Origin of the sequence: Rhizobium sp. NZLR10 (genome assembly GCF_019685125.1) — a bacterium.
GTDB lineage: Bacteria > Pseudomonadota > Alphaproteobacteria > Rhizobiales > Rhizobiaceae > Rhizobium.
The window spans coordinates 1-23,125 of sequence record NZ_JABDWE010000030.1 but is presented as its reverse complement, the minus strand read 5'-3'; the positions used below and the strand labels follow the sequence as shown (position 1 = coordinate 23,125).

Genomic DNA, 23,125 nt, shown 5'->3' with positions numbered 1-23,125 from the left:
TGGGTAGGGGCCGGATCAGTGCAGGATGAACTCTCCTTTCAGCGCCCGCCACTCGGTTGGCGAGATCAGCTTGCGGTGGACATAGCGCACCGAATGCAGCGGTCCGTCGAGCTTTTCTTCCCAAAATTTCAGAAAGCCGCGCATTTCAGGAAAATCGGGGGCGAGATCATAATCCTGCCAGACATAAGTCTGTAGGATCGCCGGATGATCCGGCAGGTGGTAGAGGATCTGGGCGGTCGTCAGACCATAGCCCTTCAGTTGTTTTTCCATGTCCTTGTGCATCGTGTTCACTTCTTCTCGTTCCCACTCGCGCGCTTATTAGCGCTACGTGATATGGAAACATGCGAGTGGTTAACGGAAGCTTTACAGATACTTCATAAAAGGACAATTGATTTTTAATATCAATAGATTAGCAGCATATAGTGGGGAGTGCTGCCACGTCGGTTCTCATTGATGCACGCTGTTGTCTGAAAACCGTGAGACACCTTCGGGCGGCATGCATCAGCGCTTGAGATGCCGGGTCAAGCGGCGTTCGATCCAAGCCCAGAGATGGCGCAGCGCCTCGACGATGACGAGGTAGAAGATCGCTGCCCAGAGATAGGTCTGGTAGTCAAAGGTGCGGGAGAAGGCGTAGCGGGTTTCGCCCATCAGGTCGAGCACGGTGATGATGGCGACGACCGCCGAGCCCTTGATCAGCAGGATGATTTCGTTGCCATAAGGGCGGAGTGCGACGATGAGAGCCTGCGGCAGAATGATCTTGCGGAAAGCGATGAACCGGTGGATGCCGAGGGCCGCGGCCGCCTCGTGCTGGCCATGCGATACGCTTTCGATGGCGCCGCGCAGGATTTCCGCCTGGTAGGCCGCGGTATTGATGGTCATGGCAAAAAGGCCGCAATACCAAGCTTCGCGGAAGAACCACCAGATACCGACGGTTTCAAGCTGCGGCCGGAAAACGCCGAGGCCGTAATAAACCAGGAACAACTGGGCAAGCAGCGGCGTGCCGCGGAAGAAATAGATGTAGCCGTAGGCGAGCGCATTCAGCAACCGGTTCTTCGACATGCGCGCTGCGGCAAGCGGCAGCGACAGAACTGCGCCGCAGATCACGGAAATGAAAACGAGGCTGAGTGTGACCCCGAGACCGTGGAGATAGCGCGGTCCGTAGCGGGTGAATTTTTCCGGATCCCAGCCGTTGACGACGGAGATCACCAGCAGCGCGCCGAATACTGCCCAGACGGCGACAAAAATATAGCCGGCCATACGCGCCGGCGTCATCGGCTTCATCACTTCGCGAGGTGCGGGCTGCGGCGGGATCAGCGTTTCGGCGTAGCTCATCGGCGGATCTCCGAACGTCTGGCCCACCGCTCGACATAGACGAGCAGAAAGGAGGAGAGAATGGCGAGCACCAGATAGAGACAGCAGGCCAGGCCATAGAAGAAGAAGGGTTCTTTGGTCACGCGCACGGCGACACTTGTCTGGCGCAGGATATCGGCAAGACTGATGATTGAGACGTAGGAGGTGTCCTTCAGGAGCACCATCCAGAGGTTCGTCAGGCCCGGCAGCGCGATGCGCACGAGCTGCGGCAGGATGATCAGGCGCAGCGTGCGACCGCTATGCAGTCCAAGCGCATCGCCTGCCTCATACTGCCCCTTGGGAATGGCGCGAAAGGCTGAGAGCAATACTTCCGAACAGTAGGCGGAGAAGACCACCGAAAGCGCGATGACGCCGGCGAGGAAGGCGTTGATCTCGACCGGCGGCCCGTCATAACCGACGAAGGTCAGCAGAGACTGGATCAGCATCTGCATGCCGTAATAGATGATGAAGAGCGTCAGAAGCTCCGGCAGGCCTCGGAAGATCGTCGTGTAGATGCCGGCCGCCAGCCGAAGCGATTTTTCTTCCGACTGCTGGCCGAGCGCCACTAGGAAGCCGATGACGAGGCCGATCGGTAGGGTGACGATTGCCACCGAAACGGTCACCTGCAGGCCAAGCGCGATCTCGTCGCCCCAGCCGGTATCGCCACAGGCAAGAATCGTCGACTGACCTAGCCAGGTGAAGATGCCAACGGGTCCGCATAACGGATCGAAAATGTGCACAAGTGAGCTCCAGAAGGAGCCGAGCGCGGAAAATAATCCGCCCATGCGATAATTCCCCTCACGGCTTTTGCCGTTTTGATCTTGCTATCTTTGTCAAACAAAAATGGCGGAAGAGCAAGCCTTCCGCCATTACCTTGATTGGCCAGATAGCGAATTTCTTATTCGCCGTAAACGTCGAAGTCGAAGTACTTGTCCTGGATCTTCTTGTACTCACCGCTGGCGCGGATCGCAGCGATCGCCGTGTTCAGTTTTTCCTTGAGCGGATCGCCCTTGCGGATGGCAATGCCGGCGCCGTTGCCGTTGATTTCCTTGTCGACCGGCAGAGTCGTCAAGATCTTGCAGCAGGCGCCGGCGTCGGATTTGACCCATTCGGAGAGAACCACGACGTCGTCGATGACGGCGTCGACACGGCCGCTGGAGACGTCGAGCTTGTATTCGTCAGCGGTGGGGTAGAGCTTCAGTTCGGTGTCGGCCAGATGCTTCTCGGCATAGTTGGCGTGCGTCGTGGAGGTCTGCGCGCCGATCACCTTGCCCTTGAGCCCGGCAACGTCAGTAATCGTCGAATCCTTCGGCACGGCGATGGCTGGCGGGGTGTTGTAGTACTTGTTGGAGAAATCGACGAGCTTCAGACGCTCCGGGGTGATCGACATGGAGGAAACGATCATGTCGAACTTCTTGGCGTTGAGCGCCGGGATGATGCCGTCCCAGTCGGTGCTGACGAAGGAGCATTCAGCCTTCATCTCAGCGCAGAGCGCCTTGGTGATGTCGATGTCGAAGCCCTGGATCGTGCCGCTGGCATCGACGAACTCGAAGGGCGGATAGGTCGAATCGGTGCCGATCACATACTTTTCGCCATCGGCCATGGCCGAGCCAGCGAAAAGGGACATCGCCGCGATCGAGGCTGCCGCGAAAATACGGGTGGAGATATGCATGAGGATCCTCTCTGTTGGTAGCCGCCGCTGTTTTTCTCGTGGGCTGACGGCCGCAATTCAACGGTACCTAGACCGCCTTGCGGCGATAATCAGACTTTTTTTGATGGAATTGCAACACAAATCCCATCGCAATTGGGCGGTGCAAATAGCAGGCGAGATGAACGCCGGCAGACTGCAACATTCACGCGAGGTTAATCCGCGGCTTCCTAGAACCGGAACAAATCGGCGGTTCGGCGATTGCCATTCCGCCGTTTCGCCTCAATGCAAAGCTAGGGGCGGAACCGGGGCCTATCGGCCTTTAAGAAGCTCAACCAGGATCGAGGAAACCCGATGGGCATGAAATCAAGATTGTTCGCAAGCGCGGCTTTTCCGTTGCTTTCCCTTTCGCTGGCGTTCCAGCCGGCATCGGCAATGGCTGCCGTGCGCGACGTCGCGCCGCAGGCGCCAGCCGTGCGGCAAGTCGAACAAGGCAGCTTCGAGGTGGCGCAGGACGCGCCTTCCGAAGAGGAATTGCTGAAGAAGAAGCACAAACAGAAGGAGCAAGCTCCGGCCGAACAGGCGCCGGCCGCCGAGCAACCGAAGGAGGCGCCGGCCGAAAAGCCGAAGGCTGAGCGGAAGGAGGCGCCGGCGCCCGAACCCAAGGCACAGCCGGAACCGCCGAAGGCCGAAGCCGCGCCGAAGGCAGAGCCCGCGCCGCAGGCCGAAAGCAAGCCAGAGCGAAAGTCCAAGCAGGAAGCCCAGCCCGAGGCAAAACCGGAGGCCGAGCCGCAGCAGGAGCAGCCGGTAACGCAGGAAAAGCCGAAGAAGCCGAAGAAGCAGGCCGAGCCGGAGGCTCAACCGCAGCCCGAACAGCAGCCGGCCGCAAAGGAAGTGCAGCCGGAGACGGAGCAGGCGCAGCCGGAAGCCAAGCCGGACGGCGGCAAGCGGGCTAAAGGACAGGACAAGGGCCAAGGCAAAGATAAAGCCAAGGGCAAGGCCGAGACGGCTGCGCCCGAAGCTGCGACGCCGACCGAGGAACAAGCCAAACCCGAAGTCAAGCCGGAGGCAAAACCTGCCGCCGAGGCGCCGGCCGAGAAGAAGCCGACAAAGGGCGAGACGGCTGCGCCCGCAGACAAGTCGAATGCAGACAAGGCGGGCCAAGAGAAAGCGCCTGGAGACAAGCCTGGCGAAGTGAAAGCGCCCGAAGACAAGGCGGCGGCTCCGGAGGCCGCACCCGCCGAAAAGCCGAAGGACGGCACCGCAGCCAAGCCTGCCGGTGAACAGCCCGCCGGCGAGCAGCCGGCCGCGCCCGCGACCGGCACTGCCCAGCCGCTGCCGGATGCCAGCGGCGGCCAGCAGGTTAAGCAGGCCATTCCGGCGCCGGAAAAGGCTTCGCCCGAAGAGCTGGAGCGCCGCAAGAAGATCGCCGCGGACCCAGCCAAAAGCAACGAAACCGTCGTGCTGCCGGTCGAGAACGGCGCGGCCGTGCTCGACAGCGACAAGGATGCCGACCGCAGCAAGGGCCGGGAAGGCCGCCGCGATCGCGACAAGCAGCGCGCCGACAGCAAGGACTTCAAGGTGCCGACCTCGGATGCCGAAGCGCAAGCCGCCACTGGCGGCGTGGCGCAGCCCTCCGTCAAGATCGAGGCGGTGACCCGCGAGAAGGGCACGAGGCTCGACGAGCGGCCGCAATTCATCCGTCCTGATGGCGCGCGCATCGACGACCGCAGCGACCAAAACCGCGTGATCATTCAATACAATAACCAGGTCATCGTGCGTAGCGACGACGACAGGCGGTTCCTGCGTGACGGCGAACGGCCGAACTACGAGGAGCTGTCTGGTGATCGCTACCGCGAGACGATCACACGGCCGGAAGGCTATCGCATCGTGACGATCCGCAACCGCTATGGCGACATCATCCAGCGGTCGCGTGTCGATGCCCGGGGACGCGAGAATGTGCTCTACTACTCCCAGGAACTCTATGACGATCCGGACCGCGATTATTTCGAGGATCCGGGCGCCGACCTGCCGCCGATGCGGCTGCGTGTGCCGCTCGACGACTATATCATCGACACCCGCAGCGATCCGAATCGGGACTATTACGAGTTCCTGAGCGAGCCGCCGGTCGAGCCGGTCGAGCGTGTCTATTCGCTCGACGAGGTGAAGTATTCGGCGCGTATCCGTGACAAGGTGCGCCGCATCGACCTCGACACGATCACCTTCGCGACCGGCAGTGCCGATATCCCGATGACCCAGGCGCGGACGTTGCGCAAGGTCGCCGACGCAATCAGCCAGGTGCTCAAGAGGGATCCGAGCGAGACCTTCCTGATCGAAGGTCATACCGATGCGGTCGGCTCCGACCAGAGCAACCTCATCCTCTCCGACCAACGGGCGGAATCGGTCGCCAACGTACTCTCCGACGTTTACGGCATCCCGCCGGAGAACCTGGCGACCCAGGGTTACGGCGAACAATATCTGAAGGTCAACACAACAGACCCTGAACAGGAAAACCGCCGCGTGACCATCCGCCGCGTCACGGCGCTGGTTCGGCCTGTCGCTGCCAAGTAAATGCTGTTGCCCCTCTCCAGAACCGGAGAGGGGCATTCAGTTGTCTGTCTTTTTTCTCCTCGGCGGACCGGGCAAGGGAAGCTGCTGCCATCCTGCCGGTTTTACTCGCCGGCTTTCCTGGCAGCCTTTTCGATGGTGTCGGCGACCTTCTCCGGCTGGGATGCGAAGACGGCGTGGCTTGCTTTGATCTCGGTCACATCGCTGCCGGCGCGTTTTGCCATGTCGCGCTCCAGCTCGGGATTGATAGAGCGATCCTGCGTGGCGACGATCGACCAACTCGGTTTCGTGCGCCATGCCGGGTCTGAGACCTTGGCGGAGAAGGCCTGCTTGGCGGCGAAGACCTGCGCCCTGGCCATGAAATCAGCCTCGGCTTGCGGAAGGTCGGCTGCGAAATCCGCAGCAAAGGCACCCGGATCGAGATAGAGATATTTGCCGTCCTTGGTTTCCCTTATATCCATGCTGCCGGCGGGCTTCGAACTGGCGAGGCTCAGCAGGCTTTCACCCTTGTCGGGCTGGAACGCTGCGACATAGACGAGGCCTGCGACACTGGGATCGTTGCCAGCTTGCGTGATGACCATGCCGCCATAGCTGTGACCGACAAGCAGGCTCGGTCCCTCCTGCAGGTCGAGAACCCGCTTCGTCGCCGCCACATCGTCTTCGAGCGAGGTGATCGGCTCCTGGACGATGGTGACGTTGAAGCCGCGTTTTTCGAGAATCTCGGTCGCCTTGCGCCATCCCGAACCGTCGGCGAGCGCGCCGTGGACGATCACGATGTTCTTGACCGCGGCAGCTTCCGCCGCGAAGGCGATGCCGGTGGTGGCGAAAGCAAGGGCGGCCGTGAAAATGAGGCGTCTATTCATGGGTGTTACTCCTTGGGTGATGTTACGTTCCGGATTCAGCCGAAGGTGAAGGCGTAGGCCTGGACGCCGGGGTCGAGGAAACGGATCTCGAAGTTGCGGGCGACGACGGGGCCGGACTGGCGGACAAGTTGGTAAAGCTTGGTCGCGCTCACCACGCCGTTGCCTTCGGCATCGATGTCGGAGCCGTGGTCCGCTCCCGGCGCCTTGCCGTCTACCGTCACCTGGAAGCGGATCGGTTTGGCGTCGGCGCCGGGCCCTAGTACGAGATGCAGGTCGCGGGCGCTGAAACGATAGGCAATGCCGCCGCCCGGCTGATCAAGCGTCGCCTGATCTTTGCCGACAGTCCAGGTTCCGGACAGGCCCCAGCCGTTGAGGCCGGGTTCGGCGATCGAATAATTTTGTGCGGCGTCGGCCTGCAGCCCTTCCGGAGAGGCGAAATTTGCTGCCTGTGCGTAGCCGATATAGGTTTCGCCGGAGCGGATATTGCCAAGGTCAGGGCCTGCTTCCGCGCCCGTGGCATCCGGCGCGACCGCAGCGCTTGCCGCCGTCTGGCTGCCGGCCTCGCGCAACAGGTCCTGAATGGCCTTCTCGGTCGTGCCATAATTGCCTTCGCCGAAATGGTGGTAGCGGATCTGACCCTTGGCATCGATCAGATAGGCGGCGGGCCAGTAGCTGTTTTCGAAGGCGCGCCAGATCTTGTAGTCATTGTCGATGGCGACGGGATAGCCGATCTTGAAGTCGGCGACCGCCTTCTTGACGTTGTCGATCTTCTTCTCGAAGGCAAATTCCGGGGCATGGACGCCGATCACCACGAGGCCCTGGTCCACATATTTTTCCGCCCAGGCCCTGACATAGGGGATGGTACGAATGCAATTGATGCAGGAATAGGTCCAAAAATCGACGAGCACGACTTTGCCCCGCAGCTGTTCGGTGGTCAGAGGCTCGGAATTCAGCCATTCGACCGCGCCGCCGAACGACGGTGCATGACCTTCGACCGGCAGATCGCTGCGGAAGGGCTTCTTCACATCGGCAGCAGGGATCGTCACGTCGTTGCTCGCCACTTCGGAGGCTGCACCAAACGGCTTTGCATGCAGCCTGTCGAGCACGGCCTGTTCCAGCGATGCGGTGCTGGCATAGGACAGCCGCGCCAGCAGGCTGGTGTCGAGGCCAAAGGCGATGACGGCGACGCCAGCGAGTACCGCAGCGCCGAGCACTTGGCGAATCCGGTCGCCGACGCCGAGCGAACGCTTCATGGCAGCGAATATCTTGCCGCCGACAAGCAGGGCGACGGCAAGCGAGCTTGCGGCGCCGGCGGCATAGGCTGCCAGCAGGAAGGTCGTTTGCAGGTTGGCGCCCTGCAAGGCGGCGCCGGTCAGAACAAGGCCGAGGATCGGGCCGGCGCAAGGCGCCCAAAGCAGACCGGTGGCGACGCCGAGGAGGAGGGCGCTCTTCACCGTCGGCGCGGTGCGGCCACTGCGGCTGGCATTCACCAGATTGTTGCCGAGATCGACGATCGGCCGGGCAAGGGTGCTGGCAAAACGCGGCGACAGCAGACTTGCGCCAAAGAGCGCCAGTAGGACGATCGCGGCCAGGCGGCCATATTCATTGGCGCGGATGGCCCAGCTGCCGCCGACGGCCGCCAGCGTGGCGACCAGCGCGAAGGTGGTGGCCATGCCGGCCAGCATCGGCAGCGTGCTCCTGACGAAAGGCTGTCCGGCACGGGCGAAGACGAAAGGGAGGACGGGGAGGATGCACGGGCTGAGGATCGTCAGCGCGCCTCCGAGATAGGCAATGATCAGAAGTGTCATCATCGTTTCCTTTGAAACCGATTGATCGGGCTCTGGACGGCGATGGGCCTGAACCAGCAACGGCTGCGATATGGCCGGGCGGAGGTATCCCGGATGTGTCCGGTTTTGCGGGGAAATGTACCGAAGTGTTGCCGACAGGTGATGGCGATACAGAGCGACACAAACTGACGTCGCGGCGACCGGTCGTCGCCGCTGCATGCTTTACCCGGAGGCTGCGATTGTATCAGATTGTATCGCGGCGGCCGGAAACTACATCAGCTTTCAAAAGCCGGCGGCTTGCGACATACCGGTGATACAAGCGGAATGTCTTTTGAGAGCATGAACATTCGACAGGAGAGACCGATGTCAGAGCAAATCAACCATCACCGCCGCCGTTTCTTCGGCATGACGGCAGTCGCCCTTGCGGCGGTCGAATTCGGCGTGGCCGGAACGGCCGCCGCGCAGTCGCCCGCCGTATCCCTACCTGCGGTGAAGGCCGGAACCAACACGTCCTTCGAAGCCCTGAAGCAGGTGAATGCCGGGGTGCTTGATATCGGTTATGCCGAGGCGGGCAAGGCGGATGGCCCGGTCGTGCTGCTGCTGCACGGCTGGCCTTACGACATCTATAGTTTTGTCGACGTCGCGCCGCTGCTGGCCTCGGCAGGCTACAGGGTGATCGTGCCTTATCTGCGCGGGTACGGCACGACAAGGTTTCTGGACCAGGCAACAGCGCGGAATGGCCAGCCGGCGGCGCTGGCTGCCGATATGATTGCGCTGCTCGATGCGCTCGATATCGAGAAGGCGGTGGTTGCCGGCTATGACTGGGGTGGGCGGACCGCCAACATTATGGCGGCATTGTGGCCGGAGCGCTGCAAGGCGATGGTGTCGGTGAGCGGCTACCTGATCGGCAGCCAGGAGGCCAACAAGAAGCCGCTGCCCCCGAAGGCCGAACTTGCATGGTGGTACCAGTTTTATTTTGCAACCGAGCGTGGTCGTGAGGGTTACGAAAGCAACACCCATGATTTCGCAAAGCTCATCTGGCAGACCGCGTCGCCGAAGTGGAATTTCGACGATGCGACCTTCGACAGATCGGCCGCCGCCTTCGACAATCCCGACCATGTCGAAATCGTCATTCACAATTACCGCTGGCGCCTCGGGCTTGTCGAAGGCGAGGCCAAGTATGATGACTACGAGACGAGGCTTGCCGCACTGCCGACGATTTCGGTGCCGACGATCACCATGGAGGGGGATGCAAACGGCGCGCCGCATCCGCAGCCTTCTGCCTATGCCGGAAAGTTTTCCGGCAAATACGAGCATCGCACGATCGCCGGCGGCATCGGCCACAACCTGCCCCAGGAAGCCCCGCAGGCCTTCGCCCAGGCGGTCATCGACGTCGACCGCTTTTGATCGACGCCGCCGTTCACTCGTTGCTCCGGCCAGCGCAATATGCGTAGGTCGCGTCAGCCGCCTCGATCATCGAGGCGGAGGGCGCGGCCGCTTGCATCGGTAAGGATAGGGAAAAATGGATCATGTCGATCACATTCTGGTCGTCGACGACGATCGTGAAATCCGCGAGCTGGTATCCGGCTATCTGCAGAAGAATGGCCTGAGGACAAGTGTGGCCGCAGACGGGCGGCAGATGCGCAGCTTTCTCGAAGGCAATGCTGTCGACCTGATCGTGCTCGACGTGATGATGCCCGGCGACGACGGGCTGGTGCTCTGCCGCGAACTGCGGGCCGGGCGGCACAAGGCGATCCCGATCCTGATGCTGACGGCGCGCACCGACGAGATGGACAGGGTTCTCGGGCTGGAAATGGGCGCCGACGACTATCTTGCCAAGCCCTTTGCCGCGCGCGAACTGCTTGCCCGCATCAAGGCGGTGCTGCGACGGACGCGGATGCTGCCGCCCAACCTGCAGATCAGCGAGGCGGGGCAACTGCTGAGCTTCGGCGACTGGCGGCTCGATACGGTCGGCCGGCATCTTCTCGACAAGGAAGGAACGGCGATTGCGCTCAGCGGCGCCGAATACCGTCTGCTTCGCGTCTTCATCGATCATCCGCAGCGGGTCCTCAATCGCGACCAGCTTCTCAGCCTGACGCAGGGCCGCGACGCCGATCTGTTCGATCGTTCGATCGATCTGCTTGTCAGCCGCCTGCGGCAGCGGCTCGGCGACGATGCACGCGAACCGATCTACATCAAGACGGTGCGCAGTGAAGGTTATGTGTTTTCGGTTCCGGTGGAAATCTCGGAGCCGCGTCAATGAGGGCGGCGATCCCTTTGATTTCGGGCTCGATGTGGCCGAGCACGTTGCGATCACGGATCTTCCTCATCCTGCTGATCGGTCTCGCTCTTGCCTACGGGCTGTCGTTCAGCGTGCTCTATATGGAGCGCACCATGTCGGCCAAAGCCGTGATGCTCGGCACGCTGGAGAACGATGTTGCGACCTCGATTGCTGTTCTCGACCGACTTCCCCCCGGCGAACGCGGCGATCTGCTGGATCGGCTCGGCCGCGGCAACTACCGCTTCGTGCTCGGACCCGGGCTTCCGGGCGTGCCGGATACATCAAGCAAGGGGGCGGAGATCGCAGGCAAGATAGAGGAGGCGATCGGGCATCGCTTTCCGATCCGGATCGAACGGATTCCGGGCGAGGTCAACCGGTTGCAGGCGCATCTGACGCTGAGCGACGGAAGCCCGCTGACGATCGACGTCACGCCCAAGGGTGTCATGCCGATCGCCGCATGGCTGCCCTATGTCTTCGCCGTCCAGATGGCGCTGCTCATCCTCTGTACGTGGTTTGCAGTCCGCCAGGCGATCCGGCCGCTCGGCGAGCTGGCCGCTGCCGCCGATGCTCTCGATCCCAATAAGGATGGCCCGGCCTTGAGCGAAGCGGGGCCGAGCGAGGTAGCGTACGCAGCACGCGCCTTCAACGCGATGCGGGAGAGGATCGCCCATTACCTCGAAGAGCGGGTGCAGATATTGGCGGCCATCGCGCATGACCTGCAGACGCCGATCACCCGCATGCGGCTGCGCGCCGACATGGCGGAGGATTCGCCTGAGAAGGACAAGCTGGTGCACGATCTCGGCGAGATCCAGCGCCTTGTCCAGGACGGTATTGCCTATGCGCGCAGCGCTCACGGCAGCGGCGAGAAGAATGCCCGCATCGATCTCGCCTCGTTCATCGACAGCATCGCCTACGACTATCAGGACACCGGAAAGGCGGTGACGGTCGTCGGCCTGGTTCAGGGCGCCGCCTTCACCAAGCCGCACGCCCTTCGCCGCATCCTGTCGAACTTCATCGACAATGCGTTGAAGTTTGCCGGGGCCGCCGAGATCAGCGTCGGGCGCAGCACTGAGAACGAAATCGTCATCACCGTACTGGATCGCGGTCCCGGCATTCCCAACGATATGCTCGAAGCCGCCATGCAGCCTTTCTTCCGGCTGGAGCAATCCCGCAACCGGGAGACCGGCGGCACCGGTCTCGGTCTTGCGATCGCCCAGCAACTAACGGCGAAGATCGGCGGATCGCTGACGCTCTACAATCGCGCCGGCGGCGGGTTGGCAGCGGAAGTCACCCTCCGGTGATGACTGCAGCCGGCGGAAGTTTTTCGACGGTTTTGTACGGGAAGATGTCGTGGACAGCGGATGCTACGTTTTGTGACATTTCGACCGATTCCTGAAACATGGCGGATATATCGGCCGGTCAAACCACACTCCGTCAACCCGGTCGCGAGTAGCGACCACTCGCGTAAAGCGACGCAAACAGGAGTGTTCCCATGACCAAGTTCGACAAGGTTCTCTATACCGGCAAGACCCGCACCACCGGTGGGCGCGACGGCGCGTCGCAGAGCGACGACGGTCAGCTCGATATCAAGCTCTCGCCGCCCGGCAGCGCGCGGCCCGGCACCAACCCCGAACAGCTTTTCGCAGCCGGTTGGTCGGCCTGCTTCATCGGCGCGATCGGCATTGCTGCGGGCAAGCTGAAGGTCAGGCTTCCGGCAGAGACCGCCGTGAATGCCGAGGTCGATCTCGGGGCGACCGAGGGCGACTATTTCCTGCAGGCCCGCCTCAAGGTCAGCCTGCCTGGTATCGAAGTGGACGTCGCGAAGGCATTGGTGGATGAGGCGCACCGGACTTGCCCCTATTCGAAGGCGACGCGCGGCAATATCCATGTCGAATTGACCATTGCCTGACGGATCGATTGCCCGCCAAAAGGCTATTGGCGGCGGCGGGCAGAGGAGCCGAAAGCAAACGGGACGAGGCCGATCGGGCCTCGCCGATTGGAGGATTTGATGAGATTGATGATCATCTGCATTCTGGGAGCGGTGGTCTTCGCCGCGCCCTGCATCTACGACATAAGCTCGCAGGAGCCATCGCCGCTCACGGGCCTGGTGACGGCGGCATCCGCGGTTTCCCTTTCAGGCCACCAGGGAGAAAGACTGTGAAACTCTATCAGAATGAAATTTCCTCGGCGACATCGAGAGTCCGGATCGCGCTCGCCCTGAAGGGACTGACGGCGGAAGCGCTGCCGGTGACCATCCTTGGCGAAGAGGCAGAGAGCCGGCAGGCCGGATATCGCAGCGTCAACCCGCAGGGGCTGGTGCCGGCCTTGCTGACGGATAACGGTGTCCTCATCACCCAATCGCTGGCGATCATCGAATATCTCGACGAGCTTCAGCCGCAACCGCCGCTGCTGCCCGACACGGCGGAGGGCAGGGCGCTGGCGCGGTCGATCGCGCTGGCGATCGCAGCCGAGATCCATGCGCTGTTGCCGCCGCGGATCGGCCTCCATCTCAAATCGGCGTTCCAGGCCGACGCCGATGCGATTGCCGCCTGGAGCCGTCATTGGGTCGGCGAGGGAATGGCCGCCGTGGAGAAGATGATCGCCGGCCGCAGACAGGGGACCTTCGCGGTCGGAGATCGGCCCGGAGTTGCAGATATTTTTCTCTTCCCGCAGGCAATCAGCGCCCGGCGGATGGGCTTCGACCTCGCCCAATGGCCGCATATCGCAGAGATTGTCGCAAGGCTTGAGGCGATACCGGCTTTCCAGGAGAATGCGCCGGCGCCGAGACGATGATGCGATTGGTGAAGAAGCGGTCACAAATAACAGCAGTTGCTTTCAGTTTGTTATCTTCGCTCGTTACTCTTCGTCATCCTCGGCCTTGTGCCGAGGATCTGCTACCTATTGACCGGCTGCAGATGCTCGGGACAAGCCCGAGCATGACGAAAAGGGTGGTTGGCTGTTTCTTTTACGGTGTTGAAATCCGGCGAATGACATCGCTTCTCAGCGGTTGACCCTTGCCTGCAGATGGGCGGGATAACGATCGCCCTCCACCTTGATCGTGGCGAGCGCGCGTTCGATGCTGACAAGATCGTCCGCCGTCAGTTCGACCCCGGCGGCCTGGATGTTTTCCTGGAGGCGATGCAGCTTGGTGGTGCCGGGGATCGGCACGATCCAGGGTTTTTGCGCCAGGAGCCAGGCGAGAGCCACCTGGGCGGGGCTGGCCTTTTTGTGCGCGGCGATCTCGGCGAGAAGATCGACGAGCGCTTGGTTGGCTTTGCGCGCCTCTTGAGAAAAACGCGGCACGACGTTGCGGAAATCCTTGCTATCGAAGGTGGTCGTCTCGTTGATGGAGCCGGTGAGGAAACCCTTGCCCAGCGGGCTGAACGGAACGAAACCGATGCCGAGTTCTTCGAGCGTCGGCAGGATTTCCTGCTCGGGTTCGCGCCACCACAGCGAATATTCGCTCTGTAGCGCCGTTACCGGCTGGACGGCATGGGCACGGCGGATCGTCTGGGCGCCGGCTTCAGAGAGACCGAAATGCCGGACCTTGCCTTCTGAAATCAGCATCTTGACAGTGCCCGCGACATCCTCGATCGGGACATCGGGATCGACGCGATGCTGATAGAACAGATCGATGACGTCGGTCTTCAGGCGCTTCAGCGCCTGGTCGGCCACCGCGCGGATCTGCTCCGGACGGCTGTTCATGCCGCTCTGGCCGCCATTGGCATCGAAGTTGAAACCAAATTTCGTGGCGATCACGACCTCGCTCCGGAAGGGGGCGAGCGCCTCTCCCAGAAGCTCTTCGTTTTTATAGGGGCCATAGGCCTCGGCCGTGTCGAAGAAGGTCACGCCGCGTTCGACAGCCTGCCGGATCAGCGCGGTCGCCTGCTGGATATCTGTCGCTGGGCCATAACCATAACTCAATCCCATGCAGCCGAGACCGATGGCCGAGACTTGAAGTCCGCTGTTTCCGAGTTCGCGCTTCTGCATAGCCGTTTCCTTTCTTAATCTTGATATTGCGCGTCGGTGACCTGCTCCATCCAGTCGACCACCTTGCCGTCGAGCTGTTCCTGGATGGCGATATGGGTCATCGCGGTCGTCGGCGATGCGCCGTGCCAATGGCGTTCACCCGGTGAGAACCAGACGACGTCGCCGGCACGGATCTCTTCGATGAGGCCGCCTTCCCGCTGCACGCGGCCGCAGCCGGAGGTGACGATCAGCGTCTGGCCGAGCGGATGGGTGTGCCAGGCGGTGCGGGCGCCGGGTTCGAAAGTGACGCTGGCGCCGGCGGTGCGGGCGGGGCTGGTCACTGCAAACAGCGGGTCGACGCGCACGCTGCCGGTAAACCAGTCGGCCGGTCCCTTGGCCGAAGGCTGCGAACCGCTTCGTTTGATGTCCATCTCACGTTCCTTTCAACATCTGGAGTGGACAGGCCGGTGGGCCGGCCGGGCGTCCGCCTGGGATGCAAAGTATTTAACGCGTGGGCCGGATGGCGATTAGATGCTATAAACGGCATGGACCCATGAGAAAGTTTCATAAATGCCGCGCCCTGCCGTGAACGACCTGATCGCCTTCCTCGCCGTTGCGCGCGCCCAGAGCTTTACCAAGGCGGCGGGCAAGCTCGGTGTTTCGCAGTCGGCGCTCAGCCACACCATTCGCGGGCTTGAGGAGCGGCTTGGGCTGCGATTGCTAACACGGACGACGCGCAGCGTCTCGCCGACGGAGGCGGGCGAACGCCTGCTCGCCTCCATCGGTCCACGGCTCGATGAGATCGAGAGCGAGCTCGCTGCCTTGAGCGCGTTCCGCGAGAAGCCGGCAGGCACAATCCGCATCAATGCCGGCGAACATGCGGCCAATGCGGTTCTCTGGCCTGCCCTCGAAAAACTTCTGCCTGATTATCCCGATATCCATGTCGAGATCATTGTCGACTACGGACTGACCGACATCGTGGCGGAACGTTACGATGCGGGGGTGCGGCTGGGAGAACAAGTCGCGAAAGACATGATCGCGGTGCGCATCGGCCCCGATATGAGCATGGCCGTGGTCGGCGCTCCCGCCTATTTCGACAACAGGGCGACGCCGCTGACGCCGCAGGAGCTGACCGATCACAATTGCATCAATCTGCGCCTGCCGACCTATGGCGGCGTCTATGCCTGGGAGTTCGAGAAGGACGGGCACGCGCTCAGGGTTCGGGTCGAGGGACAGTTGGTCTTCAACAATATCGCGCTGCGGCTGAACGCAGTGCTGGCAGGGTTGGGGCTGGCATATCTGCCGGAGGATGCCGTGCAGGCGCATTTTGCCGATGGGCGGCTGGTGCGTGTGCTGGAGGACTGGTGCCCGCCGTTTCCCGGCTATCATCTCTATTATCCGAGCCGCCGGCATGCGTCGCCGGCATTTGCCCTTGTCGTCGATGCACTACGCTATCGCGGGTAGAGACCGATATTTTCAGGTCGCTGACAGCGAGCAGCTATCCGTGCCAGCCCCTCTTGCAACGCGCGACAAGCTCTCTGCCGGGAGCGAAAGCATGCTGCGCCGGCAATTTGACATTCCTTCACTCGCCACTAATTCACATTTGAAACTGAAGGAAACAATGAATGAATACTGCGGCACTTGCCACGAAAGCCCGGACCGGTGTGTCCGGTTTGGACACAATTCTGGCAGGCGGTCTTTCCATCGGCCACGTGTTTCTCCTTGAGGGAAATCCGGGAGCGGGCAAGACGACTATTGCGCTGCAGTTTCTGATCGAAGGGGCTCGGCTCGGCGAGCAGGGGCTCTACATCACCCTTTCGGAAACCGACAGCGAACTGCGGGCCGGTGCTGCGTCGCACGGCATGGTGATCGACGGCAAAATCGAGGTCGTCGAGCTCGTGCCTCCGGAAAGCCTGCTCGATGCCGACCAGCAGCAAAGCCTGCTTTATTCATCCGATCTTGAACTCGGCGAGTCGACACGAGAAATCTTCGCAGCTTTCGAGCGGGTCAGACCGAGCCGGGTGGTTCTCGACAGCCTGTCCGAAATAAGGCTGCTTGCGCAAAGCTCGCTGCGCTACCGCCGGCAGATCCTTGCGCTCAAACATTATTTCGCCCGACAGGGGGCGACCGTCCTTCTCCTTGACGACATGACCTCCGACACGCTCGACAAGACGGTGCATAGCGTTGTGCACGGGGTCATCCATCTCGATGAGCTGGCGCCGAATTACGGCGCTGAACGGCGACGCTTAAGGGTGACGAAATACCGCGGACAGGCTTTCCGCGGTGGCTATCACGATTTCACCATCCAGACCGGCGGTGTCGTCGTGTTTCCGCGCCTGGTCGCCGCCGAACACAGGACGAGTTATGTTCGCGATCAGCTTTCCAGCGGTATTGCCGGGCTGGACCTGCTTCTGGGCGGTGGGCTCGAACGAGGATCGAGCACGCTGATTCTCGGTCCTGCCGGCACCGGCAAGAGCACTTTCTCTTTTCAATTTGTGATGGCGGCCATAGCACGCCGCGAAAAGGTGGCTGTTTTCATTTTTGACGAGGAGTTGGGCTTGCTGTTCGCGCGCCTGAAACAGCTCGGCATGGATCTCGAGGCCCTGAGGGATGAGGGTCTGCTGCATATCGAGCAGCTCGATGCCGCGGAGTTGTCGCCCGGTGAATTCGCTCACCGCGTATGTGCTTCCGTTGACAGATCGGGAGCGAAAACCGTGGTCATCGACAGCATCAACGGCTATCAGGCCTCGATGCCGGATGAGAATTCGCTGATATTGCATATGCACGAATTGCTGCAATATCTGAACAGGCAAGGCGCAAACACCTTCCTCACCGTCGCCCAGCACGGACTGCTCGGCGACATGAAGGCACCCGTCGACGTGACCTATCTCGCCGACACCGTCATCCTGCTGCGCTACTTCGAGGCGGTGGGACGTGTGCGGCGGGCGGTCTCCGTCATCAAGAAGAGGACCGGCCACCACGAGGACACCATCCGGGAGTATCAGATCGATGCTGGCGGCCTGACATTCGGAGAGCCCATCGTCGGTTTCCAGGGAGTGCTTCGCGGCGTTCCGGAATTCGTCTCGACGTCCGCTCCGCTTTTGCCAACCGACAGCGAGGGCTGCGGCAATTCCTAATTTCCACAACCCGAAGGCCCTGATTTATGCACCGGCCGGACGCGACGCCGAGGTCGCAGCATCGTTGACCGCCGAGACTGGATTATCCTCGATAACGGTTGCCGATCTCAATCTTTTCACGTCGTCACTCGATGACGAAATAGCGGTCGGTGTTCTGACGGAAGAGGCCGTCCGCGGAAGTGACCTGAAACCAATTGCTGCCTGGGTCGCCGCCCAGCCGAGCTGGTCTGATCTGCCGTTCATCGTCCTGACCCAACGCGGCGGGGGGCCTGAACGAAATCCCGCCGCCGCCAGGCTTTCCGAGGTTCTCGGCAATGTGACTTTTCTGGAGAGGCCGTTTCATGCCACGTCCTTCATCAGCGTTGCGCGGACCGCACTGAAAGGACGGCTGCGCCAGTATGAAGCGCGCGCTCGGCTCGAGGCTCTGGGCGAGGGAGAGCGGCGGTTGCAGACGGCGCTCGCCGCCGGCCGCCTTGGCGCGTGGGAGCTGGAACTGTCCACAATGGCTTTGTCGGCCTCGGCGACCTGCAAAGCGGTTTTCGGTCGAGGGCCGGATGATGAGGTGACGCGCGATGATCTGATCGCCAGCATCCACCCCGATGATCGCGACCTTGTGCTGGCACGCCTGCGCGAGACGGTCGATACCGGACGCGACTATTCGATCGAGCACAGGACGATCTGGCCGGATGGATCACTGCATTGGACCGAGGTCCATGCCCAGCTTTATGCAGACAGATATGGATCAGCCAGGAAGCTTGTCGGGGTCTGCTCCGATACCACCATCCGCAAGACCATCGAGGAGAATCTGAGGCAGCTCAATGAAACCCTCGAAGTGCGTGTCCGGGAACGGACCCGGGAGGTCAATGCCGCTCACCAGACACTGCTCGAAGAGGTCGCCCAGCGTGAGAGAGCCGAGGAGCAGCTTCGCCAATCCCAGAAAATGGAAGCGATCGGCCAACTCACTGGCGGTGTTGCCCATGACTTCAACAATCTGCTGATGGTCGTTCTCGGAAATCTGGAACTGCTCGGCAAACACGTGGCCGGAGATGCCAAGGCAACGCGTCTGGTCGACGGGGCGCTTCAGGGCGCGCGACGCGGAGCGGCGCTGACCCAGCGTTTGCTGGCTTTTGCCAGACAGCAGGATCTGCAGGTCAAGCCCGTCGATCTGGCCGATCTTGTCTCCGGCATGAACGACTTGCTGCGGCGCTCGGTCGGATCCTCGATCAGCATCGAGACCAATCTCCCGGCGAGACTGCCGCCGGCGCTGATCGATGCGAACCAGCTCGAATTGGCGCTGCTCAACCTTGCGGTCAATGCCCGCGATGCGATGCCGGATGGGGGGACGCTGTCCATATCGCTGCGCGAAGAACAGGTTGTCGGCGCTGGCGGCGATCTGGGCGACGGAGCCTATCTTGTGTTGGCGGTGGCTGACAGCGGCACCGGCATGGACGCGGAGACGCTGAAGAAGGCCGTCGATCCGTTTTTCTCCACCAAGGAACTCGGGAAAGGCACGGGTCTCGGCTTGTCGATGATCCACGGGCTTGCCGTTCAGCTCAATGGCGCACTGTTTCTGACAAGCGAGCCTGGGGTCGGAACGACTGCGGAGTTGTGGCTACCGGCGACCGAACGGCGGCCGGAGCGGCCGGCCGAGATGGAGCTGCCCATCCCGCAATCTGCCTCCGGACTGAAGATCCTTCTGGTCGATGACGATGCCTTGATCGCCATGAGTTCGGTCGACATGCTCGAAGATCTCGGCCATGAGGTCGTCGAGACAAATTCCGGCGCGGATGCGCTGGAGCTGATCAGGAGCGGTCAGCATTTCGATCTGATGATCACCGACTATTCGATGCCGGGTATGACCGGCGCACAGCTCACCCAGGCTGTGCGGGATATTCACCCGACGCTGCCGATCGTGCTGGCGACAGGGTATGCCGATCTTCCCGCCGGCACCGACATCGATATTCCGAGATTGGGTAAACCCTATAATCAAGCCCAGCTTGCCAAGGAAATCGCCAAGGCGCTGGCCCGCGAGACGGCTCCGGTTATCGGCTCCATCAGCGCGCGTGGTTCAGGGGCGCTGTTCAAGGCCGACGATTGCTGCGATGAAATCGGCGATGGCGCCTGTGTCGTCTAGATCGAAAACCGGCAGCGCCGAATCCGTGACGGCATGATCGGCGGCGATGGCACAGATATGGGCATCGCTCGGTGCCAGCGGTTGGCGATTGGCTGCCTCCAGGCGGCGGGCCTCGATCTTCGGGATCGGTTCGCGCTTATAGCCTTCGATCAGAACGAGATCGCAGGGGGCGAGCCGGGCGAGGATCTCCTCGAACTCAGGTTCGGGTGCTCCGCGCAGCTCGTGCATGATGGCGTAGCGGGTGCCGGAGACGATGGTGACCTCATGGGCGCCGGCCTGGCGGTGGCGGTAGCTGTCAGCCCCGACCTTGTCGATATCGAAATCATGATGAGCGTGCTTGATCGTCGAGATCCTGTAGCCGCGGCGGGTGAATTCGGTGACCAGCCGGACGGCGAGCCCGGTCTTGCCGGAATTCTTCCAGCCAGCAATGCCGAAGATCTTCGGTGCGGTCATGCGCGCAGGGCCTCCAGCCAGCGTTCCGCCTCGACGAGATCATCCGGCGTGTTGATGTTGAAGAAGGGATCGAGCAGGCTGGCGCGGGTCGGATGCAGCGGAAACGTCACTTCCGTAACGTCATGCCGCAACAGGAAGTCGCGCACGCGGCGCTTGTCGTCGGTGGCGATCCAGGCTTCGAGATCGGCGGCCAACGTCACCGGCCAGAGCCCGAAGACAGGATGGCTGCGGCCCTCGGAGGCGGCGATGGCAATCTGCGACGGGCGTTCGACCGCTGCCGCCAGCCGGGCGACGAGATCGGCTGGGAAGAACGGGCAATCGACCGAGACGGTGACGACATGGCTGATCGAGGGCAGGCCGGCGGCATAGACCATCGCTGCATGGATGCCGGCCATCGGCCCGGCCTTGCCGGGAAAACGGTCAGGGACGACGATTACGTCCTCGGCGGCGGCATCGGCATTGACGGCAACCGGGGAGACCTGCTGCGAGAGGCGGGTCAGCACATGGCGCAGCATGCTCTCGTCCCCGAGCATCACGCCCGCCTTGTCACGGCCCATGCGCTGCGAGCGGCCGCCGGCCAGCACGACGCCTGCTATATCGGACTTTTCCAGCGAGAATTCAGCCATCATCCTGCCCCAGAACCTTCGTCACACCGGTGCGCGCGGCGCAGATTCCTGCGCGATCGGCGATACGCGGCGCTTGGCCTCACGATAGAACGTATAGAGGCCGGAGGCGATGACGATCGCAGCCCCCACCAGCATCCAGCTGTCTGGCACTTCGGCGAAGAAGAAGAAGCCGAGCAGCGATGAGAAGATCAGGCTTGTATAGCGGAACGGCGCGACGAAGGAAATTTCGCCGGTGCGCATCGCGAGGATGACCGACTGGTAGCCGACGAGCACCAGCACCGAGGCGAGCAGGAGGTGCCCGAGCGAGGTGGCGCTGACCGGCTGCCAGCCGCCGAGCACGGGAATGAGCAGTGCGCCGAAGAAGGAAACAGAGATGGCGGTGATGACGGTGATCATCAGCGCGGGAATCTCCGGGTCGATCGACCGTGTCGCGAGATCACGGCTGGCCGTCGACAGCACCGAGCCGACGCAGAGGAGGGCGGCGGCGGTGAAGCCTTCGGGGCCGGGGCGGATAATGATCATCACGCCGACAAGACCGACGAGGATTGCCGACCAGCGCCGCCAGCCGACAGGCTCGCCAAAGAAGAGCGCAGCGCCGAAGGTGACAACCAGCGGCAGTGACTGCAGGATCGCCGAGGCATTGGCGATCGGCATCATGCCGAGCGCGGTAATATAGGTGACGGCGGCGATCATCTCGCAGATGATCCTGAGGATGATGATCGGCTTAAGCACGGTGCGCCAGGAGCGCAGAGCGCCCATTTTCCAGGCGATCAGATAGACCAGCAGGCTGGTGAAAAGGCCGCGCAGGAACATGATCTCACCGGCGTTCATATAGGCGATCACCGATTTGGAGAGAGCGTCGCTTGCGGAAAAGCCGGCCATCGCCATGCTCATATAGATGGCGCCCTCAGTATTGCGTGACCGCGGCATGAAGAGATTCCCGTTACCTGTGCGCCCCTTCTTAGTCGGGAAGATAGATGATGGGAATCGGATGAATGTCACACCCGGGATAAATCGATGATGCGGTGCACAATGGCGTAGACGTCAAGGCCGGGGTGTGAGCGGGATACGTGGCAGATCCTGTTTCATCGAGGAAAATCAATCCTTCCGGCGCGGCGATCAGCGCTTCAAACATGCTCCAAAGGGGCCGTCGCTCCGACTGAAATCATCGGCCTCAAGCCGTTTTCTTTTCCGCGCGGGAAACGGGTGGCTGCATCGGCTGATCTTTGAGATCTCAGGTGTCTCGACAACTGAGGAGAAACGGACATGACACTTTTGAACGACAAGGTCGCGATCATCACCGGCGCCAGTTCCGGCATCGGCCGCGCGGCGGCGAAACTTTTTGCGCGGGAGGGTGCCAAGCTCGTGGTCACCGGACGGCGACAGGACGCACTCGGCGCCGTGGTCGCCGAGATCGAGGCGGAGGGCGGGCATGCTGTCGCCATATCGGGTGATGTCAAGGACGAGGCGTTGCAGGAAAGGCTCGTCGAGACGGCAATCTCACGCTTCGGCGGGCTCGACATCGGCTTCAACAATGCCGGTATTCTCGGCGAGATGGGACCGGTCGCCGGGCTGTCGTCGGAGGGCTGGCGCGAGACGATCGAGACCAATCTCACCGCCGCCTTCCTCGGCGCCAAATACCAGTCCGCGGCGATGGGTGAGCGTGGTGGATCGCTGATCTTCACTTCGACTTTCGTCGGCCATACCGTCGGCATGCCTGGGATGGCCGCCTATGCGGCGAGCAAAGCGGGGCTGATCGGCTTCGTGCAGGTGCTTGCCGCCGAACTCGGGCGACAAAAGATCCGCGTCAACGCCCTGCTTCCAGGCGGCACCGACACGCCTGCCAGCATCACCAACGCGCCGGATGCCACTCCCGACCTGCTCGCCTTCGTGGAGGGACTGCACGCGCTGAAACGCATGGCGCAACCGGAAGAGATCGCCAATGCGGCGCTGTTCCTGGCGTCTGATATGTCGAGCTTCGTGACGGGGACGGCGATGCTGGCCGATGGTGGGGTTTCGATTAGTCGGACGTAAGTGAGGTGAGGGGCGTACGGTGTATGTCGGAGGTCGAGCCACCCGCCCTCGTCCTTCGAGGCTTCGGCCGATGGCCTACGCGCCTCAGGATGAGGGCTGATCGTGGTGCTCAGTCGCTGCCCTTCGCCTTCGCGGCTTTGCCGCTCACCCCCCTTGTATCTGCACGTTAGAGATTTTGTGCGATGGAAGCGATTGAGCCTCTGGCCGGGTGGCCACCCGGCCAGAGGCGTGACGAAGTCGCCCGTTCCCCCTCTGGTTACAACCGTGGATGAGCC

General features: G+C 62.0%; 22 protein-coding genes. 11 read left to right on the top strand and 11 right to left on the bottom strand.

What is annotated here, in order from left to right:
• Positions 1-15: 15 nt before the first annotated feature.
• The 4 genes from HJB82_RS30530 to HJB82_RS30515 all read right to left on the bottom strand — a co-directional run bounded on the left by HJB82_RS30530 (position 16) and on the right by HJB82_RS30515 (position 3,022).
• Positions 16-282 (bottom strand): usg protein, encoded by a 267-nt coding sequence (locus HJB82_RS30530; protein WP_164015171.1) that lies wholly within the window; start codon positions 280-282, stop codon positions 16-18.
• 219 nt (positions 283-501) lie between these two features.
• Positions 502-1,332: an ABC transporter permease gene (locus HJB82_RS30525; protein ID WP_207580742.1), complete on the bottom strand. Its 831-nt coding sequence runs from the start codon at positions 1,330-1,332 to the stop codon at positions 502-504.
• Entirely contained in the window at positions 1,329-2,135 is an 807-nt protein-coding gene (locus HJB82_RS30520; protein ID WP_207580741.1) for an ABC transporter permease, read from the bottom strand. Before HJB82_RS30520 ends, HJB82_RS30525 begins: the two co-directional genes overlap by 4 nt.
• Before the next feature lie 113 nt (positions 2,136-2,248).
• Positions 2,249-3,022, bottom strand: a complete 774-nt coding sequence (locus HJB82_RS30515; protein ID WP_207580740.1) for a transporter substrate-binding domain-containing protein — start codon at positions 3,020-3,022, stop codon at positions 2,249-2,251.
• A 330-nt stretch (positions 3,023-3,352) separates the two neighbouring features.
• Here HJB82_RS30515 and HJB82_RS30510 point away from each other — a divergent pair, with 330 nt between their 5' ends.
• Positions 3,353-5,569, top strand: coding sequence for an OmpA family protein (locus HJB82_RS30510; RefSeq protein WP_221142319.1), 2,217 nt, complete (start codon positions 3,353-3,355; stop codon positions 5,567-5,569).
• A gap of 101 nt (positions 5,570-5,670) precedes the next feature.
• Here HJB82_RS30510 and HJB82_RS30505 read toward each other — a convergent pair whose 3' ends face one another.
• Together HJB82_RS30505 and HJB82_RS30500 are read right to left on the bottom strand one after the other, a co-directional pair.
• Positions 5,671-6,429, bottom strand: coding sequence for an alpha/beta hydrolase (locus tag HJB82_RS30505; protein ID WP_207580738.1), 759 nt, complete (start codon positions 6,427-6,429; stop codon positions 5,671-5,673).
• Between the two features lie 35 nt (positions 6,430-6,464).
• Positions 6,465-8,237 carry a cytochrome c biogenesis protein DipZ gene (locus HJB82_RS30500; RefSeq protein ID WP_207580737.1) on the bottom strand — a complete coding sequence of 591 codons (1,773 nt, stop codon included), beginning with the start codon at positions 8,235-8,237 and terminating at the stop codon, positions 6,465-6,467.
• Between the two features lie 342 nt (positions 8,238-8,579).
• Here HJB82_RS30500 and HJB82_RS30495 point away from each other — a divergent pair, with 342 nt between their 5' ends.
• From HJB82_RS30495 to maiA, 6 genes are all read left to right on the top strand, one after another.
• Positions 8,580-9,623 carry an alpha/beta fold hydrolase gene (locus HJB82_RS30495; RefSeq protein WP_207580736.1) on the top strand — a complete coding sequence of 348 codons (1,044 nt, stop codon included), beginning with the start codon at positions 8,580-8,582 and terminating at the stop codon, positions 9,621-9,623.
• A gap of 115 nt (positions 9,624-9,738) precedes the next feature.
• Positions 9,739-10,479, top strand: a complete 741-nt coding sequence (locus tag HJB82_RS30490) for a response regulator (protein ID WP_207580735.1) — start codon at positions 9,739-9,741, stop codon at positions 10,477-10,479.
• Positions 10,476-11,798: a HAMP domain-containing sensor histidine kinase gene (locus tag HJB82_RS30485; protein WP_221117148.1), complete on the top strand. Its 1,323-nt coding sequence runs from the start codon at positions 10,476-10,478 to the stop codon at positions 11,796-11,798. Before HJB82_RS30490 ends, HJB82_RS30485 begins: the two co-directional genes overlap by 4 nt.
• A 191-nt stretch (positions 11,799-11,989) precedes the next feature.
• Entirely contained in the window at positions 11,990-12,406 is a 417-nt protein-coding gene (locus tag HJB82_RS30480; protein ID WP_207580734.1) for an organic hydroperoxide resistance protein, read from the top strand.
• Positions 12,407-12,505: 99 nt separating this feature from the next.
• Positions 12,506-12,658: a hypothetical protein gene (locus HJB82_RS30475; RefSeq protein ID WP_207580733.1), complete on the top strand. Its 153-nt coding sequence runs from the start codon at positions 12,506-12,508 to the stop codon at positions 12,656-12,658.
• A complete protein-coding gene (maiA, locus tag HJB82_RS30470) occupies positions 12,655-13,290 on the top strand; it encodes a maleylacetoacetate isomerase (protein ID WP_207580732.1) in 636 nt (211 codons plus the stop codon). The genes HJB82_RS30475 and maiA overlap by 4 nt, the downstream gene beginning before the upstream one ends.
• A gap of 207 nt (positions 13,291-13,497) precedes the next feature.
• Here the strand turns inward: maiA and HJB82_RS30465 are convergent, their stop codons facing one another.
• Together HJB82_RS30465 and HJB82_RS30460 are read right to left on the bottom strand one after the other, a co-directional pair.
• The gene (locus HJB82_RS30465; protein WP_221142318.1) at positions 13,498-14,487 is read right to left on the bottom strand and encodes an aldo/keto reductase; all 990 of its coding nucleotides are present in this window, start codon (positions 14,485-14,487) and stop codon (positions 13,498-13,500) included.
• Positions 14,488-14,501: 14 nt separating this feature from the next.
• Positions 14,502-14,897, bottom strand: coding sequence for a cupin domain-containing protein (locus HJB82_RS30460; protein ID WP_207580730.1), 396 nt, complete (start codon positions 14,895-14,897; stop codon positions 14,502-14,504).
• 139 nt (positions 14,898-15,036) lie between these two features.
• On the opposite strand from HJB82_RS30460, the gene HJB82_RS30455 reads away from it, so the two are divergent.
• The 3 genes from HJB82_RS30455 (at position 15,037) to HJB82_RS30445 (ending at position 19,737) form a co-directional block, all read left to right on the top strand.
• Positions 15,037-15,930 carry a LysR family transcriptional regulator gene (locus tag HJB82_RS30455; RefSeq protein WP_221117146.1) on the top strand — a complete coding sequence of 298 codons (894 nt, stop codon included), beginning with the start codon at positions 15,037-15,039 and terminating at the stop codon, positions 15,928-15,930.
• 161 nt (positions 15,931-16,091) lie between these two features.
• Positions 16,092-17,603 carry an ATPase domain-containing protein gene (locus HJB82_RS30450; protein ID WP_207580728.1) on the top strand — a complete coding sequence of 504 codons (1,512 nt, stop codon included), beginning with the start codon at positions 16,092-16,094 and terminating at the stop codon, positions 17,601-17,603.
• On the top strand, positions 17,596-19,737 hold the full coding sequence (locus tag HJB82_RS30445) for an ATP-binding protein (RefSeq protein ID WP_311044417.1): 2,142 nt from the start codon (positions 17,596-17,598) through the stop codon (positions 19,735-19,737). Before HJB82_RS30450 ends, HJB82_RS30445 begins: the two co-directional genes overlap by 8 nt.
• On the opposite strand, the gene mobB is transcribed toward HJB82_RS30445, so the two are convergent.
• Genes mobB through HJB82_RS30430 form a run of 3 tightly spaced genes read right to left on the bottom strand, consistent with a single transcriptional unit; the run spans position 19,672 to position 21,746 of the window.
• Positions 19,672-20,190, bottom strand: a complete 519-nt coding sequence (gene mobB / locus HJB82_RS30440) for a molybdopterin-guanine dinucleotide biosynthesis protein B (protein ID WP_207580727.1) — start codon at positions 20,188-20,190, stop codon at positions 19,672-19,674. The genes HJB82_RS30445 and mobB overlap by 66 nt on opposite strands.
• Entirely contained in the window at positions 20,187-20,816 is a 630-nt protein-coding gene (mobA, locus tag HJB82_RS30435) for a molybdenum cofactor guanylyltransferase MobA (protein WP_221117145.1), read from the bottom strand. Before mobA ends, mobB begins: the two co-directional genes overlap by 4 nt.
• Positions 20,817-20,837: 21 nt before the next feature.
• Positions 20,838-21,746 (bottom strand): DMT family transporter, encoded by a 909-nt coding sequence (locus HJB82_RS30430; protein WP_207580725.1) that lies wholly within the window; start codon positions 21,744-21,746, stop codon positions 20,838-20,840.
• A 336-nt stretch (positions 21,747-22,082) separates the two neighbouring features.
• Between HJB82_RS30430 and HJB82_RS30425 the strand changes: the two genes are divergently transcribed.
• Positions 22,083-22,850: an SDR family oxidoreductase gene (locus HJB82_RS30425; RefSeq protein ID WP_207580724.1), complete on the top strand. Its 768-nt coding sequence runs from the start codon at positions 22,083-22,085 to the stop codon at positions 22,848-22,850.
• Positions 22,851-23,125 lie beyond the last annotated feature (275 nt).

Coding starts and splice junctions, on each gene's coding strand:
- HJB82_RS30455 (WP_221117146.1), top strand. CDS start 15,037: ATGCCGCGCCCTGCCGTGAACGACCTGATCGCCTTCCTCGCCGTTGCG.
- mobA (WP_221117145.1), bottom strand. CDS start 20,816: ATGGCTGAATTCTCGCTGGAAAAGTCCGATATAGCAGGCGTCGTGCTG.
- HJB82_RS30480 (WP_207580734.1), top strand. CDS start 11,990: ATGACCAAGTTCGACAAGGTTCTCTATACCGGCAAGACCCGCACCACC.
- HJB82_RS30530 (WP_164015171.1), bottom strand. CDS start 282: ATGCACAAGGACATGGAAAAACAACTGAAGGGCTATGGTCTGACGACC.
- HJB82_RS30475 (WP_207580733.1), top strand. CDS start 12,506: ATGAGATTGATGATCATCTGCATTCTGGGAGCGGTGGTCTTCGCCGCG.
- HJB82_RS30425 (WP_207580724.1), top strand. CDS start 22,083: ATGACACTTTTGAACGACAAGGTCGCGATCATCACCGGCGCCAGTTCC.
- HJB82_RS30465 (WP_221142318.1), bottom strand. CDS start 14,487: ATGCAGAAGCGCGAACTCGGAAACAGCGGACTTCAAGTCTCGGCCATC.
- HJB82_RS30510 (WP_221142319.1), top strand. CDS start 3,353: ATGGGCATGAAATCAAGATTGTTCGCAAGCGCGGCTTTTCCGTTGCTT.
- HJB82_RS30500 (WP_207580737.1), bottom strand. CDS start 8,237: ATGACACTTCTGATCATTGCCTATCTCGGAGGCGCGCTGACGATCCTC.
- HJB82_RS30515 (WP_207580740.1), bottom strand. CDS start 3,022: ATGCATATCTCCACCCGTATTTTCGCGGCAGCCTCGATCGCGGCGATG.
- HJB82_RS30520 (WP_207580741.1), bottom strand. CDS start 2,135: ATGGGCGGATTATTTTCCGCGCTCGGCTCCTTCTGGAGCTCACTTGTG.
- HJB82_RS30495 (WP_207580736.1), top strand. CDS start 8,580: ATGTCAGAGCAAATCAACCATCACCGCCGCCGTTTCTTCGGCATGACG.
- HJB82_RS30485 (WP_221117148.1), top strand. CDS start 10,476: ATGAGGGCGGCGATCCCTTTGATTTCGGGCTCGATGTGGCCGAGCACG.
- HJB82_RS30505 (WP_207580738.1), bottom strand. CDS start 6,429: ATGAATAGACGCCTCATTTTCACGGCCGCCCTTGCTTTCGCCACCACC.
- HJB82_RS30450 (WP_207580728.1), top strand. CDS start 16,092: ATGAATACTGCGGCACTTGCCACGAAAGCCCGGACCGGTGTGTCCGGT.
- mobB (WP_207580727.1), bottom strand. CDS start 20,190: ATGACCGCACCGAAGATCTTCGGCATTGCTGGCTGGAAGAATTCCGGC.
- HJB82_RS30525 (WP_207580742.1), bottom strand. CDS start 1,332: ATGAGCTACGCCGAAACGCTGATCCCGCCGCAGCCCGCACCTCGCGAA.
- HJB82_RS30490 (WP_207580735.1), top strand. CDS start 9,739: ATGGATCATGTCGATCACATTCTGGTCGTCGACGACGATCGTGAAATC.
- HJB82_RS30460 (WP_207580730.1), bottom strand. CDS start 14,897: ATGGACATCAAACGAAGCGGTTCGCAGCCTTCGGCCAAGGGACCGGCC.
- HJB82_RS30430 (WP_207580725.1), bottom strand. CDS start 21,746: ATGCCGCGGTCACGCAATACTGAGGGCGCCATCTATATGAGCATGGCG.